Below are 12,452 nucleotides of genomic sequence, written 5' to 3'. Positions count from 1 at the left end.
CTTTAAATTTTCGACTTACTTATGTTATTGAAGCTTCATAAATCCCTTTAATGGTCTTCTCTAATTTTGTATTAAATACATCATCAGATTGATTGGCGAAAAGGCCTTCAGATAATGCGCGTGAAAAACTTGCAATTAATCCGTGGTTTTGCGAAAGCTTTTCATTGGCTTCTTCCTGACCATATCCACCAGATAATGCTACAACTCGCACAACATGCGGATCAGATATTAGGTTACTGTAAAAGTCATTCACAGTTGGAATCGAAAGTTTCAACATCACTTTTACATCTTTGTCTAATGCATTAAGCTGTTTTATGATTTCTTCTTTTAGAATCTCTTCTGATTTTTCTTTATCTGTACTGTAAATATCAACTTCAGGTTCAATAATTGGGATAAGTCCTTTTGCAAAGATTTGTTTTCCTACTTCAAATTGCTGTTCCACTATTTCGCGAATTCCAACAGCGTTTGCTTCTTTAATAACAGAACGCATTTTAGTTCCAAAAACATTTCGTTCTACAGCTCGATCCAACAATTCATCCAGATTTGAAATAGGTTTCATTAATTGTACGCCATTTGCAAGATCGGCAAGTCCTTTATCGACTTTTAGAAAAGGAACTATGTTTTTCTTTTCCCACAAATAATCGGCAGTCCATATTCCGTCGATTTTGCGATCCATCGTGTTTTCAAACAAAATGGCACCCAGAATATATTGGCTGTCAAAAGCCGGACTTTTAATAATTCTGGTTCTCATTTCATGTACAAGTGTGTACATTTCTTCATCATTTGTGTAACTGCTTTCTTCAACGCCATATTGCGATAATGCTTTTGGCGTGCTGCCGCCGCTTTGATCTAGTGCTGCAATAAATCCTTTTCCTGAATTCATGCGGTTTAATTGTTCTACGTTCACCTTTTCCATAATTTCTTATTTTAGATTAAACATTACAAACCTATTTTATCATTTACTTTATCATAAACCTTTTCCACTTCTTTTGGAGGATCAAATCGATAACCCAGAGAAAGTTTTAAAGTGGCAATATTATCGTTAAGCCGCGGATCGACTTTATCATCCTGAGAAAAACTTACCGAATTAAGACTTGCATAACCAAAGAAACGGTCATTGTTATAAGCCAGTTTTAAATTTAAATCAGCCTGATATAAAGCTGAGGTATCTCCATCAATATCATTAATTCCGGCACCCAAAGCAACTCCTGCACCAATTAAAATACGATCACTAATTACAAAATTATAGAAGTAGGATGGTGCCAGTGTAAATACATAAATGTCACCTGGAGTTGTGTCGGGAGTATTTAAATCTATGTTGGTGTAATAAAATGAGAAAGTCGGAATAAAACTTCCGGAACTTTTAGTCTGCCATTCATTTTGGCTTATCAATGTTTTAAAAGAGAACTTATCATTAAAAACATACGATGTTGTTCCACCAATTTTCGTAGTACGCATTCTTGGCAGTTGTGCCGTTAAATTATCATCACTTACATAAAATCCTTTTTGATTGATGAAAGTGAACGACTGCATCCATTTTTTATAGTAAAAACGGGTATTAAAATTAAAATGCTTGGAATGAGAATCGCCTTTATTGCCCTCTAGAAATTTGGGCGCAAAACCAACCGAAATATCAATGATCTTATAATTCAAGTTAAAACCAATCTGTTCTCTTCGATTTGGAATAAGATTAAGATATGTTTTGGGTTCCTGAGCATCCGAAGCAATCTGAAAACTATTAGAAGTATCTAAATAATATATACTGGCGGTAATTTTATCATTATATGATTTAAAATACGGATTTCGCAGCGAATCATTTTGAGAAAAGCACCCAAAAACGCTGACAAAAAACGCTATATAAATCATTTTTAGATCCATTCTCGCTGATTTTCTAAAACATTTACTAATTTTTCTTCTTCGCTTCCGGCTTCTGCATGATGATCATAAACCCATTGTACATGTGGAGGAAGGCTCATCAGAATACTTTCAATTCGCCCGTTTGTTTTTAATCCGAATAAAGTTCCTTTATCATGAACCAAATTAAACTCAACATATCGGCCTCGGCGAATTTCCTGCCAGGTTTTGTTTTCTGGAGTATATTCTAAATTCTTTCTTCTTTCGACAATTGGAACATAAGCTTCAAGGAAACTATTTCCGACTTCGGTTACAAAATTGTACCAGTTTTCCATCGACATTTGTTCATTTGCTTTGCAATAATCAAAGAATAAACCGCCAATTCCGCGGGCTTCGTTTCGGTGTGCATTCCAGAAATACGAATCGCATTGTTTTTTATATTTCGGATAAAACTCCGGATTGTGTTTATCGCAAGCTGTTTTACAAGTTTGATGAAAGTGTTTTGCATCTTCTTCAAACAAATAATATGGTGTTAAATCTTGTCCGCCGCCAAACCATTGTTCAATAACATTTCCAGCTTCATCATACATTTCAAAATAACGCCAATTAGCATGCACCGTTGGCGTCATCGGGTTTTGGGGATGAATAACCAAACTCAATCCGCAGGCAAAAAAATCGGCTTCGCCTACACCAAACATCTTTTGCATGGTTTCAGGAAGTTTTCCATGAACAGCAGAAATGTTGACACCGCCTTTTTCAAAAACAGCTCCGTTTTCAATAACGCGTGTTCTTCCGCCGCCGCCTTCAGGACGTTTCCAAAGATCTTCACGAAACTTTGCAGTTCCGTCAACAGTTTCTAATCCAGCACAGATTTGATCTTGTAATTGTTGTATGTATGCGTAAAATTTATCTTTCATGATTTTATTTTTCATTTTCTTGTAAAGTGTCATGATGTTTGAATGCAACATTCATATCAAGTACTATTGTAGTATCTTTTTTTAAAATCTTTACAAATCTTGAATTTGCTTTTTTAAATAATGAATCTCCTGTTTCAGCTTTTTCCCAAATAATAGAATAACCAAATACTAGGCTTGAATCCTTCAGTTTAAAAGTAGGAGACATATGATTACGTTTATCTTTATATTTTTTTACAATTAATCCTGAAAAATTTTCATTAAACATATGTCTATATGCGTCTTTACTCATTTTAGCATCGTTTGAAAAATAGGAGCAAGTGCTAACAAATATTGCAAAAAAGCACATCACAAAAAAACCTTGATATATTGGGTTCAATTTCTCAAATTTAAAATCAAGTATATTCGTTAAAATTTTTTCAAAAGAAGACATTCTTACCTTTTCTAAATTTATTTTTCATGAATATTAAATTCTGATTTAAGCAATCCGAAATAAACAGTATTTTGTAATGTATCATTACCGTTTCTAAACTCGTCCCTTAAAATTCCTTCTTGTTTAAAATTATGTTTCAATGCAATTCGCTGACTTGCCAAATTGATTTCAGAAGTACATATAAAAACTTTATTCATTTTCAATTCATTGAAACAAAAGGCAAGTGCATCAGAAACCATTTTTGATGTGATTCCTTTTCCTTGAAAATCTTTGTCAATAAAATATCCTAATTCACATTTTGAAATACGAAGATCAATGCTCTTTATACATAAATAACCAATCAGATTATTAGTTTTTATGTCTCGTGCATAGAAATAGTATCCCTCATTGTTTTTCTCTTTATCCAAGCTGACAGATATAAAATCCTGTGCTTTTTCAAGAGAATCAGAATTAACTAGAGTTACAGGAAAAGTTTGTCCAATGTGATTTTTATTCTTGTCAATTAGTTTATAAAATTCTTCAGGAAGAATGTTTTCAATTCGGTCTATTTTCCAATATGTAAAACTCATCTTTATTTGTTTTTTAGAGAAGCAATTTTAGAGTTAATTCCAAATGAAAAAACTTTGCTTTCTTGTTGGATATATTGATAAATCGCTAAGGCTTTCTCGTGAAAATCATAGCTTTCAACTTTAGAAAAATCAATTAAAAAATCGGCAAATTGTTCCAATTGATTAAAATCTAAATGATTGCGAACTAATAATGTAATCAGTTCTTCGTTTTTATAATCAACCAAAGATTGAATGTTTAGTCCAAATTCTTTTAGCTGATTTTCTACTTCGAATTTTTCGGTGTCATTTAAAGTTTCAGGTATAAAGTCGAGAGAACGCAATGTTTTTAGGACATTGTCAATCCTGATGCTTTCTTCGTCTCTTAAACCTTTGTTTAACATGTTTATAAGTTTCCTGCAAGGTTTCCAAAACCTTGTAGGTATTAATTGGACATATGGATATTTAAAAATTATTTAAATAGACCTACAAGGTTTTGGAAACCTTGCAGGACAGACCTGAATCATTCAAAAGTATAAGTTTCATTTAAAAGATTATTCTTTTGATTATGGCAAAAAATGAAATTTTCTAAATCACCAAATAAGGTTAAAACTTCGTTCCGTTCTATTTTTGTTTCCTTATCAGATAAGAAAGCCTGATATGATGAAAATTTGAAATCTTTAAAATCTAAATCAAAATGATGTTTCGGATTTAAATGAACGTAAATAATGAGCTGCTTTAGGTAATTTTCGTCTTTTAGCTTTATTCTTTTAAAATGCTTTTCGAATAAACTTCCTGTTCTTTGGGTTTGTTTATTAAAAGCTTTAGCATAAGAATTGAATAAATTTGAAAAAGCCTGAGTTACCTCTTTTTCTTCAACATTCAGACGAATTACTAAATGAAAATGATTATTCATTAAACAATAAGCGAAAATCGATATTTTATCTCCAGAATATTTAGCTAATTGCTTTAAAAAATAATGCTTGTTAGCATCGTTTTCAAAAATGTTAATTCCGTTAATTCCACGATTATAAATATGATAATAACGATCTTTTTCCAGAACTTCCAATTTCATTCTTTCTCATTTTCATCTCCTGCAAGGTTTTCAAAACCTTGTAGGTGTTCTTTCTTATTTCAATAGTTTCTTATTTTATACCTACAAGGTTTTGAAAACCTTGAAGGAAAGCCAATCGTGACTGAAAACTAAAACTATTGTCCGTATTCCTTAACCGCGTCAATAAACGCTTTTGCGTGATCAACAGGGATATTTGGTAAAATTCCGTGACCTAAATTTACGATATATTTATCTTTTCCGAACTCATCAATCATTTCATGAACCATTTTTTTAATAGTCGGAATTGGAGATAGCAATCTTGAAGGATCAAAATTTCCTTGTAAAGTAATGTTTCCGCCAGACAAATAACGAGCATTTCTAGCCGAACAAGTCCAGTCAACTCCTAAAGCAGAAGCACGGCTTTTTCCCATTTCGCCAAGAGCAAACCAGCATCCTTTTCCGAAAACAATAACCGGAGCAACATCTGCCAAAGCTTCAACGATTTGGTTGATATATTTCCATGAAAATTCCTGATAATCAACAGGAGAAAGCATTCCTCCCCAAGAATCAAAAATCTGAACAGCATCAACTCCCGCTTTTACTTTTTCTTTTAAGTATAAAATTGTGGTATCGGTGATTTTTTGTAATAAAGTATGTGCTGCAGCTGGATTTGAAAAGCAGAATCCTTTTGCCATGTCAAAGCTTTTAGAACCTCTTCCTTCAACAGCATAACATAAAATTGTCCAAGGCGAACCAGCGAAACCAATTAATGGCACTTCGTCATTCAGCATTTCTTTAGTCAATTTAATGGCATCCATTACATAACCAAGACTTTCCTGAATATCCGGAACGTAAACTCTATGAACATCTGCCATAGAACGAATCGGATTTGGAACAAACGGACCAATATTTTCTTTCATTAAAACTTCGATTCCCATTGCTTGCGGAACAACTAAGATATCCGAGAATAAAATAGCAGCATCCGGAGCAATTCTGCGAATTGGCTGAACGGTGATTTCTGCAGCTAATTCCGGAGTTTGACAACGAGTGAAGAAATCGTATTTATCACGCAATTCAATAAATTCCGGTAAATATCTTCCAGCTTGACGCATCATCCATACTGGCGGACGTTGAACAGTTTCTCCTCTTAATGCTTTTAAAAATAGGTCGTTTTTTAACATCTCTTATTTGTTTATCCTGCAAGGTTTCCAAAACCTTGTAGGTATTGTTGTTGATTAATATATACCTACAAGGTTTTGGAAACCTTGCAGGAAATCTCGTTTGTTACTTATATTCAGACAAAACATCTTCAAGTACGTCTTCAACCGTTGGCTGATCTGCAATGATGATATTTTTTGTAATTTTTTGTAAAGCTTCTGCTGTAGTTTCACCGATACAGAAACAGGTTTCTTTTTTTATGGAATTATCTTTTAAATAACTCTCAACGCCGGACGGACTAAAAAATAAAATGGCATCAACTGGAGATTTTATTTTTTGAGGCTGTAATGACGTTTCGTAAACCTGAATTTCGTTCAATTTTATTCCGGCTTCTTTTAAAGCGCTTGGCAAAGTATCTCTTCTCAGGTTTCCGCTGAAAAAAGTATAGCTTTCATTACGGTAAATCAAAGTGATAATTTCTGCTAAATCTGAAGCATAACCCGTATAAGCTACAACATTAAAACCGCTTTCAGATAAAAGGATTTTTGTTTTTAAGCCAACACAATACACGTTTTTGCTTTTAAGTTCTTCTGATTTTGGATTTGATAAAACACTGTGAACCGCATTTTGACTTGTAAAAATCAAACTTTCGTTGAGGTTTTTAAGTTCGAAAGGTTTGTTTTCGGTTTTAATGAAATCGGCTTCGATTACTTCGATGCCAGCTTTTGTCAACTCTTGTTTTTGAAGAGGAGATAATATTTTAGTAGATAATATCTGAGTTGCTTTTGCCATTATTTTTTCAGGGATTCTTTAATCTTCTGCATTAATTCTGTTCCGCCATTGTTTAAAATCTCCTGCGCTGAATGAAAACCTAGTTTTTTCCATTCTGAAATATCAACGGTTTTATTGATTTCTAATTTTTGCTTTCCATCAATAGAAAGTAAAACACCTTGAAAATGCAGTGTATCTTCATCTTCATTATAAGTTACCAAAGCACCAATTGGCGCCGTACAACCGCCTTCCAACGTTCTTAAAAACTGACGTTCGATATATGTACAAATCTCAGTTTCGATATCATTTAACTGCGAAAGCGCATCAAGCGTATAATTATCATTTTCCATTGCCACAACAAGCATTGCTCCTTGTGCCGGCGCGGGAATCATCCAGTCTAAATCAATGTAATTTTCAGGTTTTAAGTTAATTCGCTCTAAACCGGCGGCGGCAAAAACAGCTCCATCCCAATCATTGTCTTTTAGTTTTTGCATACGCGTATTCACGTTTCCACGTAAATCAACTACAGTATGATTTGGGTATTTATTAAACCATTGTGCCTGACGACGTAAACTTCCAGTTGCAATTGTACTTGGTTTATTGTCAAAATCAGGATTTCCCTTATGAACCAAAATATCCAGAACATTCGCTCTTGGTAAAACAGCAGCCTGAACAATTCCTTTTGGCAAAGCCGTTGGAACATCTTTCATGGAATGCACCGCAATATCAATATCTCCATTGATCATAGCAATGTCAAGTGTTTTAGTAAAAATTCCGGTAATACCGAGTTCGTAAAGCGGTTTATCCAAAATAATATCACCTTGAGATTTAACGGCAACAATCGAAGTTTTATAACCTAAATCATTTAGTTTTTTCTCGACAGTATGTGCCTGCCAAAGTGCTAATTCGCTATCGCGCGTTCCAATTCTGATTGTTTTTTCAGCCATGTTTTTTTATTTTACCATTAAGGCATTAAGAGAATTAAGTCTTTGTGTAGAATTTAAGATTATTAAGCTTGTGTTTTAGCTTGGCTTAATTCTCTTGACAAAGATTGACTTAATTTATCTTAATCTCTTAATGGTTTAATATTTTATTTTTAATCAATTAATCTTGCGAAATGATCATTCACAAGTGGTTTCATTGATTTTGTAATGTTTGTTGTGTTGAAATTTATCAATAGTCCTTGAGGTCTTTGTAATAATTTCATATATGTTAATAATTGGGCTTCGTGAATGGGCAATAAATTTTCTATTGCTTTCAATTCCACTACTACACAATCATTTACAAGTAAATCTATTCTTAAATCAGATTCTAATTCAAGATCGTAATAATCTATTTTTACAACTAATTGTTGTTTAACATCGTATCCGTTTCGTTCTAATTCGTATTTAAGACATTGTTCATAAATGCTTTCTAAAAGTCCAGGTCCCAAAGCTTTATGTACTTTTATAGCAAAACCTGTAATTTCATAAGCCAATTGCGTAACCTCTTTTTTTGTCATAGAACATATTATTGTTTTTACCATTAAGGTATTAAGTTAATTAAGCTTTGCGTTCGACTTATCAAAAATTAGCTCGGCTTAATTTTCTTGACAAAGATTGGCTTAATTCTCTTAATATCTTAATGGTAAAATTAAAATTTAAGAAGCTTTTATTTTGAAGACTTTTTCGATCCATTCGATGCTTTCATCAACCATGGTATCGTCGTCTTTTAAATGATTTGCGAAATGAGTAGTGATTTTTTGTATGATTCTGTTGCTGATGATTTCGGCTTGTGCTTCATTAAAATCAGCGATTTTTTTACTTTGAAAATCTAATTCCGAAACTTTAATGGCGTTTAGTTTTTCTTTTAAAGCATTAATCGTTGGCGCAAATTTTCGGCCTTTCATCCAGATAACGAATTCTTCTTTGATTTCTTCGATAATTGCTTCAGCAGCCGGAATGTGTAATTTTCTGTTTTCTAATGTTTCATCTGTCAACTGAGACAAATAATCCATGTGAATTAAAGTTACACCTTCTAATTCCTCTACATTTTCGTGAACATTTTTCGGAATAGATAAATCCAAAATCAACATAGGTTTTTTAAGATTTAAAACCGCTTTGTCCACCGTTGGGTTTTGCGCGCCGGTTGCTACAACGACAACATCGGCATTTTGAAGTTCTAAGTGTAATTCAGAATAATCTTTAACAATCAAATTTAGTTTTCCAGCCAGTTTCTCAGCTTTATCTTTAGTTCTATTGATTAAAGTAATGTGTTCGTTTTTAGTATGTTTTACTAAATTCTCACAAGTATTTCTACCGATTTTTCCAGTTCCAAAAAGTAAAATGTTTTTGTTGCTGATATCTTCAACATTTTTAAGAATGTATTGTACTGATGCAAAAGAAACCGAAGTAGCACCAGAGCTGATCTCCGTTTCGTTTTTAATTCTTTTACTTGCCTGAATTACCGCATTCACCAATCTTTCCATAAAAGTATTGGCTAATCCCATTGATTTTGAATGAGCAAAACTGGTTTTAATTTGAGATATAATTTCAAAATCGCCCAGGATCTGACTGTCTAAACCAGTTCCTACGCGAAATAAATGATTAATTGCTTCTTGATTTTTATAAACGAAACCTACTCTTTGAAACGCATCAACAGAACCATTGCTGTTATCGCAGATCAATTTGATTAATTGAAATGGATGTTCTGCAAAACCGTAGATCTCGGTTCTGTTGCAGGTAGAAGTAACTAGTAAACTTTCTATTCCATCGTTTTTAGCTTGTTCCAATAAGCGAGTCTTCGCAACTGCATCCAAACTAAATTGACCTCTGACCTCTGCATCAGCTTTTTTATAACTCAGACCAACTGAATAAAAATAAAGGTGTTTCGGTACATTATTGTTTTCCATAAATTCACTTTCATAAAGTGCAACAAAATTATTACTATACTGTTTATAAAAGTAACGCTAAAAGTACTTTTTGTATCGCTGTATGTTTTTTTGATTCTAAACGTCTCATTTTATTCAAAAAGAAGTACTTTTGTAGCAAAATCAACTTGTTTGAAATGATTTGTTTAGAGTCATTCTAAATAACATTTTGCTTTTCTTTTGCTTTTAGTTTCAAAAAAATATCGCTATGAGTTCTCAAGAAGTTATAAAAATTGAAGACGACTTTACGCTGATCCGTTTTCAAAACGATGGTCCGGAGCCTTTTTATGCACAGCATGAAATAGGTACAGGCCTGATACAGTTTCACTTTGGTATAAAAGGCAATGCTAAATTTTTGTTCAATCAAGGCAATTATGCTTTAGAATTGAAAGAAGAAAAATCGCTGCTTTTATACAATCCGCAGAAAGAATTGCCATTGAATTTAGAATTGGCTCCAAACTCGTGGGTGATTTCGGTAATTGTTTCCATCAAAAAATTTCACGCGTTGTTTTCTGCAGAAGCGGATTATATTACTTTTTTAAGTCCTGATAATAAGGACAAAAAGTATTATAACGAAGGAAATATTAGTCCTTCAATGGCTATTGTGTTAAGTCAGCTGTTTCATTACAACCTTCATCCATCCATAAAAAACCTTTATTACAAAGGAAAAGGATATGAATTATTGAGTTTGTATTTTAACCGAACTGAAGATCCAAACGCAGAACAATGTCCGTTTTTGATTGATGAAGACAATGTTCTAAAAATCCGAAAAGCCAAAGAAATTATCATCGCCAATATGGCTGAGCCTCCGGGATTGCAAGAACTGGCAGATGAAATTGGTTTAAATTTAAAGAAACTAAAAATGGGTTTCAAACAAATTTACGGCGACACGGTTTATGGTTTCCTTTTCGATTACAAAATGGATTTCGCCCGAAAACTTTTAGATAGCGGTTCTTATAACGTAAACGAAGTTGGACTTAAAATTGGCTACAGCACCGGAAGTCACTTTATAGCAGCCTTCAAGAAAAAGTTTGCTACAACTCCAAAGAAGTATTTGATGTCGATTAATACGAATGTTTAATGGTTAAAAGATATTCAATAGTTTTATTACTTTTCCTAATTCTGTCTTGTAAATCAAAAGAAGAAAAAATGTTTTTTGATTTTGACAGCGTTGAATATTATTCATTAAATAAAAGCAAAGAAGAAGAAATGGAAGAAAATAACAGGAAAAGTATTGAAAATCCTATTTTTGATAAAATCTTTTTTGATAATTATCCAGATAAAGTAAATAATGATATTTTTTACAAAACAATTAACTCTGATGGATTTTCTAAGGTTGTAATATCTCAAAAAGATGCTGAGTATTTAAGAAATGATATTTTTTTGGAGAAATCTTCTTTAAAGATGCTTGAAAATGTATATGCCTGTTCACCTCAATATAGAGATATTTTGGTTTTTAAAAAGAATAAAGAAATTTCAGGAATAGCTAAAATATGTCTTTCCTGTCGCCAGTTTTATCTTATTAGTTCTAAAAGAGAAATCCAGACAGAAAACTTTGGAACAGAAGAAGAATATAAAGCGTTGGAAAAACTATTCAACAAATATAAAAAGGTTAAAAACTAATGATTTTTTAAAACATCAATTTTATAAATAAGAACATAACTAAAAAGTAATAATTATCATATTTCTAAAAAGTTCAATGGAATACTTTTGACGAAATTTTTAAAAATAAATAAAAGCTTAAAGCCTAGCGCTTAAAGCCTAAAGCAAAAAACATGAAAGGCGTATTATTAGTAAATCTAGGGTCTCCCGATAGTCCAACAACAAAAGATGTAAAACCTTATTTAGATGAATTTTTAATGGATAAATACGTGATCGACGTTCCGTATTTATTGAGAGCATTATTAGTTCGCGGTATTATTTTAAGAAAAAGACCAGAAGAATCAGCGCACGCTTACGCAAAAATTTGGTGGGAAGAAGGTTCTCCATTAGTTGTTCTTTCAGAAAGAATGCAGAAAAAAGTGCAGCCTCTTGTAAACGTTCCAGTTTCTCTGGCAATGCGTTACGGAAGTATGACCATCGAAAAAGGACTTCAGGAATTGAGCGATAAAGGAGTTACAGATGTAATGCTTTTTCCTTTATATCCACAATATGCAATGGCTTCTACTTTGACTATTTTAGTGAAAGCCGAAGAAATTCGTAAAAAGAAATTCCCGCACATGACTTTTACAGATGTTCCGGCATTTTACAACAAACCGGATTATATCAAGAATTTAGCAGATTCAATTCAAAAACATTTAGTTGGATTTGAATATGATCATTTGTTGTTTTCTTACCACGGAATTCCAGAGCGTCACATTCGCAAAACAGATGTAACGAAATCACATTGTAAAATTGACGGTTCTTGCTGCAACACGCCATCTTCGGCGCACGATTTCTGTTATCGTCATCAATGTTACGAAACAACAAGACAAGTCGTTAAGTTATTAGGACTTCCTGCGGATAAATATAGTCTGACATTTCAATCGCGTTTAGCGGGAGATAAATGGTTAGAGCCTTATACTGATGTTGAAATTGATAATATGCCGGCAAAAGGAATCAAGAAATTAGCAGTTGTAACACCAGCTTTCGTTTCGGATTGTTTAGAAACTTTAGAAGAAATCGCGATGCGTGCCAAAGAAGATTTTGAAAAAAATGGAGGCGAAGAGTTCCTTGCAATTCCATGTTTAAATGACGATGACGAATGGTGCCAAACTGTTGGGAATTGGATTAATGATTGGGCTAAATAGAAAATAGAAGCAAGAGTAAAGAAAAA

At 32.9% G+C, this 12,452-nt stretch carries 15 protein-coding genes; 3 read left to right on the top strand and 12 right to left on the bottom strand.

What is annotated here, in order from left to right; genetic code table 11:
- Window positions 1-19: 19 nt before the first annotated feature.
- The 12 genes from BUE10_RS13885 to hemA all read right to left on the bottom strand — a co-directional run bounded on the left by BUE10_RS13885 (window position 20) and on the right by hemA (window position 9,619).
- Window positions 20-907, bottom strand: coding sequence for a fructose bisphosphate aldolase (locus BUE10_RS13885; protein WP_073486144.1), 888 nt, complete (start codon window positions 905-907; stop codon window positions 20-22).
- Between the two features lie 32 nt (window positions 908-939).
- A complete protein-coding gene (locus BUE10_RS13880) occupies window positions 940-1,866 on the bottom strand; it encodes a DUF4421 family protein (RefSeq protein ID WP_234984745.1) in 927 nt (308 codons plus the stop codon).
- 2 nt (window positions 1,867-1,868) lie between these two features.
- On the bottom strand, window positions 1,869-2,771 hold the full coding sequence (hemF, locus tag BUE10_RS13875; RefSeq protein ID WP_073486142.1) for an oxygen-dependent coproporphyrinogen oxidase: 903 nt from the start codon (window positions 2,769-2,771) through the stop codon (window positions 1,869-1,871).
- A 4-nt stretch (window positions 2,772-2,775) separates the two neighbouring features.
- Window positions 2,776-3,201, bottom strand: a complete 426-nt coding sequence (locus BUE10_RS13870) for a hypothetical protein (RefSeq protein ID WP_073485997.1) — start codon at window positions 3,199-3,201, stop codon at window positions 2,776-2,778.
- A gap of 17 nt (window positions 3,202-3,218) precedes the next feature.
- A complete protein-coding gene (locus tag BUE10_RS13865) occupies window positions 3,219-3,770 on the bottom strand; it encodes a GNAT family N-acetyltransferase (RefSeq protein ID WP_073485995.1) in 552 nt (183 codons plus the stop codon).
- 2 nt (window positions 3,771-3,772) lie between these two features.
- Window positions 3,773-4,150, bottom strand: a complete 378-nt coding sequence (locus BUE10_RS13860; protein WP_073485993.1) for a hypothetical protein — start codon at window positions 4,148-4,150, stop codon at window positions 3,773-3,775.
- 119 nt (window positions 4,151-4,269) lie between these two features.
- Window positions 4,270-4,821: a transposase gene (locus BUE10_RS13855; RefSeq protein ID WP_073485991.1), complete on the bottom strand. Its 552-nt coding sequence runs from the start codon at window positions 4,819-4,821 to the stop codon at window positions 4,270-4,272.
- A gap of 134 nt (window positions 4,822-4,955) precedes the next feature.
- Window positions 4,956-5,981 carry a uroporphyrinogen decarboxylase gene (gene hemE / locus BUE10_RS13850; RefSeq protein ID WP_073485990.1) on the bottom strand — a complete coding sequence of 342 codons (1,026 nt, stop codon included), beginning with the start codon at window positions 5,979-5,981 and terminating at the stop codon, window positions 4,956-4,958.
- Between the two features lie 103 nt (window positions 5,982-6,084).
- Entirely contained in the window at window positions 6,085-6,750 is a 666-nt protein-coding gene (locus tag BUE10_RS13845; protein ID WP_073485988.1) for a uroporphyrinogen-III synthase, read from the bottom strand.
- Complete coding sequence (gene hemC, locus BUE10_RS13840; protein WP_073485986.1) at window positions 6,750-7,676, bottom strand: hydroxymethylbilane synthase; 927 nt, start codon at window positions 7,674-7,676, stop codon at window positions 6,750-6,752. Before hemC ends, BUE10_RS13845 begins: the two co-directional genes overlap by 1 nt.
- 149 nt (window positions 7,677-7,825) lie before the next feature.
- Window positions 7,826-8,230 (bottom strand): GxxExxY protein, encoded by a 405-nt coding sequence (locus tag BUE10_RS13835; protein WP_073485984.1) that lies wholly within the window; start codon window positions 8,228-8,230, stop codon window positions 7,826-7,828.
- Between the two features lie 138 nt (window positions 8,231-8,368).
- A complete protein-coding gene (gene hemA / locus BUE10_RS13830) occupies window positions 8,369-9,619 on the bottom strand; it encodes a glutamyl-tRNA reductase (RefSeq protein ID WP_073485982.1) in 1,251 nt (416 codons plus the stop codon).
- Between the two features lie 226 nt (window positions 9,620-9,845).
- On the opposite strand from hemA, the gene BUE10_RS13825 reads away from it, so the two are divergent.
- The 3 genes from BUE10_RS13825 to hemH all read left to right on the top strand — a co-directional run bounded on the left by BUE10_RS13825 (window position 9,846) and on the right by hemH (window position 12,426).
- Window positions 9,846-10,718 (top strand): helix-turn-helix domain-containing protein, encoded by an 873-nt coding sequence (locus BUE10_RS13825; RefSeq protein ID WP_073485980.1) that lies wholly within the window; start codon window positions 9,846-9,848, stop codon window positions 10,716-10,718.
- Between the two features lie 128 nt (window positions 10,719-10,846).
- On the top strand, window positions 10,847-11,260 hold the full coding sequence (locus tag BUE10_RS13820; RefSeq protein ID WP_143056021.1) for a hypothetical protein: 414 nt from the start codon (window positions 10,847-10,849) through the stop codon (window positions 11,258-11,260).
- 152 nt (window positions 11,261-11,412) lie between these two features.
- Window positions 11,413-12,426, top strand: coding sequence for a ferrochelatase (hemH, locus tag BUE10_RS13815; RefSeq protein ID WP_073485976.1), 1,014 nt, complete (start codon window positions 11,413-11,415; stop codon window positions 12,424-12,426).
- Window positions 12,427-12,452: the final 26 nt, after the last annotated feature.

This window comes from Flavobacterium sp. CF108, assembly GCF_900129795.1.
Taxonomy (GTDB): Bacteria; Bacteroidota; Bacteroidia; order Flavobacteriales; family Flavobacteriaceae; genus Flavobacterium.
Note: the sequence above shows the minus strand (reverse complement) of the source record. Positions and strands in the feature narration are given on the sequence as shown.

Coding starts and splice junctions, on each gene's coding strand:
- BUE10_RS13855 (WP_073485991.1), bottom strand. CDS start 4,821: ATGAAATTGGAAGTTCTGGAAAAAGATCGTTATTATCATATTTATAAT.
- BUE10_RS13820 (WP_143056021.1), top strand. CDS start 10,847: ATGGAAGAAAATAACAGGAAAAGTATTGAAAATCCTATTTTTGATAAA.
- BUE10_RS13835 (WP_073485984.1), bottom strand. CDS start 8,230: ATGACAAAAAAAGAGGTTACGCAATTGGCTTATGAAATTACAGGTTTT.
- hemH (WP_073485976.1), top strand. CDS start 11,413: ATGAAAGGCGTATTATTAGTAAATCTAGGGTCTCCCGATAGTCCAACA.
- BUE10_RS13825 (WP_073485980.1), top strand. CDS start 9,846: ATGAGTTCTCAAGAAGTTATAAAAATTGAAGACGACTTTACGCTGATC.
- BUE10_RS13845 (WP_073485988.1), bottom strand. CDS start 6,750: ATGGCAAAAGCAACTCAGATATTATCTACTAAAATATTATCTCCTCTT.
- hemF (WP_073486142.1), bottom strand. CDS start 2,771: ATGAAAGATAAATTTTACGCATACATACAACAATTACAAGATCAAATC.
- BUE10_RS13870 (WP_073485997.1), bottom strand. CDS start 3,201: ATGTCTTCTTTTGAAAAAATTTTAACGAATATACTTGATTTTAAATTT.
- BUE10_RS13860 (WP_073485993.1), bottom strand. CDS start 4,150: ATGTTAAACAAAGGTTTAAGAGACGAAGAAAGCATCAGGATTGACAAT.
- BUE10_RS13865 (WP_073485995.1), bottom strand. CDS start 3,770: ATGAGTTTTACATATTGGAAAATAGACCGAATTGAAAACATTCTTCCT.
- hemE (WP_073485990.1), bottom strand. CDS start 5,981: ATGTTAAAAAACGACCTATTTTTAAAAGCATTAAGAGGAGAAACTGTT.
- hemC (WP_073485986.1), bottom strand. CDS start 7,676: ATGGCTGAAAAAACAATCAGAATTGGAACGCGCGATAGCGAATTAGCA.
- BUE10_RS13880 (WP_234984745.1), bottom strand. CDS start 1,866: ATGATTTATATAGCGTTTTTTGTCAGCGTTTTTGGGTGCTTTTCTCAA.
- hemA (WP_073485982.1), bottom strand. CDS start 9,619: ATGGAAAACAATAATGTACCGAAACACCTTTATTTTTATTCAGTTGGT.